This window comes from Streptomyces sp. NPDC007863 (assembly GCF_040633895.1).
GTDB lineage: Bacteria > Actinomycetota > Actinomycetes > Streptomycetales > Streptomycetaceae > Streptomyces.
In genome coordinates this window covers 1-2,167 of record NZ_JBEYEI010000054.1, presented here as the reverse complement: position 1 = coordinate 2,167, position 2,167 = coordinate 1, and the positions used below count along the sequence as shown (strand labels likewise).

2 protein-coding genes are annotated in these 2,167 nt (G+C 61.8%); both read left to right on the top strand.

Annotated features, from left to right (window positions below; translation table 11 throughout):
* Nucleotides 1-18: 18 nt before the first annotated feature.
* The gene (locus ABZ621_RS37535; RefSeq protein ID WP_360611658.1) at nt 19-435 is read left to right on the top strand and encodes a hypothetical protein; all 417 of its coding nucleotides are present in this window, start codon (nt 19-21) and stop codon (nt 433-435) included.
* A 923-nt stretch (nt 436-1,358) separates the two neighbouring features.
* On the top strand, nt 1,359-2,167 hold an 809-nt coding region (locus ABZ621_RS37530), incomplete at its 3' end, for a hypothetical protein (RefSeq protein WP_360611656.1).

Sequence of the window (2,167 nt, the reverse complement as noted above, 5' to 3'; positions counted from 1 at the left end):
TCCGGCGGATAGTGCTTCATGACCACGGGACATCCGTTCTCCTGGACTCAAGATCCAAGTGTCTCGAGTGTCCAAAATCCGGGGTCAAGGCCCGTCGTCGGTGAACCCATCGACTGGATCCGAGCTAAAGACCTCGTTGAGGTGATTGACGATTGGCTGCCAGCCGCTCGAGGTGAGGTCAAATCGGTCGACGCACTCATCCGCATCCTGCGAAAACTCCCGGAGGAAATGCAAGTCACCCGCGGCGTCTCCTGGGTCTCCGACCTGTGCATTCAAGATGGGCGTGTCACGGTTAAGCAGTCGTGGCTTTCGAACAACTGGCTCAAGGAAATTCGTACAACGGCCAATGAACTTGACGAGTTGGACGAGTGGCAGATTCTCGTCGACTCCCTGGTCGTCGCCGGCAACGAGGGACTGGCGCCGTACAGCAGGTGATGCCTCAGAGTCCCTGCCCGTCCTCTCTTGAGTCTTCCGGATCTACAGCGAGTACCGACAGTGGATCTTGATCAATATGCTTCTTCAGAGTGGACACCGATCGGGTGACGGCCTGACTGCTGAAGAAGCTCAGTGGTTCGGGCCTTCGTAGGCTCGGCTGACAGCTTGGACGCGTTCGGTCGCTGCTTCGGTCGCCTGAAGCAGCGTCCGTGCGATCGCCGCCCGATTTGACCAACCTGTGGCCGCTGCAAGGCCGGATTCCACCTTGCCGCGCTCGCCCTCTGGCTCCACGAACCCACCTCAAGATCCTTGTCGGGCAGGTGCTAGCCGGCCAACGAGCAGCGCTTCGGCGTTCTTGGCGACCACGACGAGGATCTCCCGAGATTCTCCGGGTGGCGACTGCTGGTGCTGGCGATGGTGCTGCCGCCTCCGCCGCAGACCGCCTTGGCATCCCTGGCGATGAGCTGTGGGTGGCCTGGAAGGCTGTGCGAGGCGGGGCCTCGTCTCTCTGGGGAGGGACAGCCCAAGGACTTTTCAGGGATTTTCACATCTGTCCGCGGGAGATTCCTGGAACTTTCCGCTGTGCAAGCAGGGTAGGCCCTGACAGCGCTGAAAGATGTAAACGCGCTGGCCAGGGCAGAACATCAGCACTCGATGATGCTCACCGCGAGCCCGCCGCGGGCGGTCTCCTTGTACTTGACGTTCATGTGCCCACGGGTGCGCCGTGAGGTCTGGGCTGTCCGCTCTCGAGGTAGAGGTCACCCCTCAGGCGTGATGGCCTGCGGATCGCGTCCTCTGCGGGGCGGACCATTGAGGAGCGCAAGGGGCGTTCCCTCAGCCTCGGAGCCTTCAAAGTCATATGCCTAACGAAGGTTCAGATGCCTGGGAACGGGTGATAACGGTGCGAGAAGGAGGAACTAACGGTGAAACAGGAGAGTCTAGGGCAACTGCTTGAGGACGCCCGTCACGCCATCGAAGTGACCGACGGCGAGCTCGACGAGGCCAGACGCCGAAGACGGCTCTTGGCCAGGGCCATGCGTCACGCCTTCCCGGGCAGCACGATCTACTTCAATGGCAGCGTCGCGCATGGGGACGCGAATACCCCGCTGACCGACGTCGACCTCGGAGCGAAGCTCTCCGCACGGGATGCTGAGGGCTACGGGCCAGGCGGGAAGGGCGCGCTGCCGCTGATGGAACGTGCGAGGGAGGCGATCAGGGCCGAGTTGGGGGAGGAATTTCCCAACCTCACGGTGCAGGTCGAAGGCCGGCGGCGTGCCGTGCTTGTGAGGTTCGGTGACCCCGTGACACCCGGACAGTCAGACTTCACGGCGGATGTGATGACCGCGATCCCGCATCCCTCTGGCGTGGGGTTGTACATCCCGAACATGGAGATCTCTGATCGTTGGGATCGAGCAGACCCGCTCACGCATACGAAACTGGTGCTGAGGGCGCTGGATGACACTAACCGCGTGTTCGCCCGCACTGTGCGCCTGCTCAAGCACTGGAACAAGACGCACAGTAAGCCGCTCTGCTCCTGGAACATCAAAGCCCTCGCGCTTGAATGCATCCAGCAACCGATGCCGCTGATCGAGGCCCTTGAGACCTTCTTCACCCATGCCGACGAGGCGCTCAAGGACGAGCAATGCTCAAGACCTGTGGATCGGACTCGGGAGGGGTGCTCGCGGAACGCGGAGGGCGTACCTTCCCGAGTGATCGATTTCTGGTCATCGAG

Excerpts from the sequence above, each read along its gene's own strand:
- ABZ621_RS37535 (WP_360611658.1), top strand. The coding sequence starts at position 19 with ATGACCACGGGACATCCGTTCTCCTGGACTCAAGATCCAAGTGTCTCG.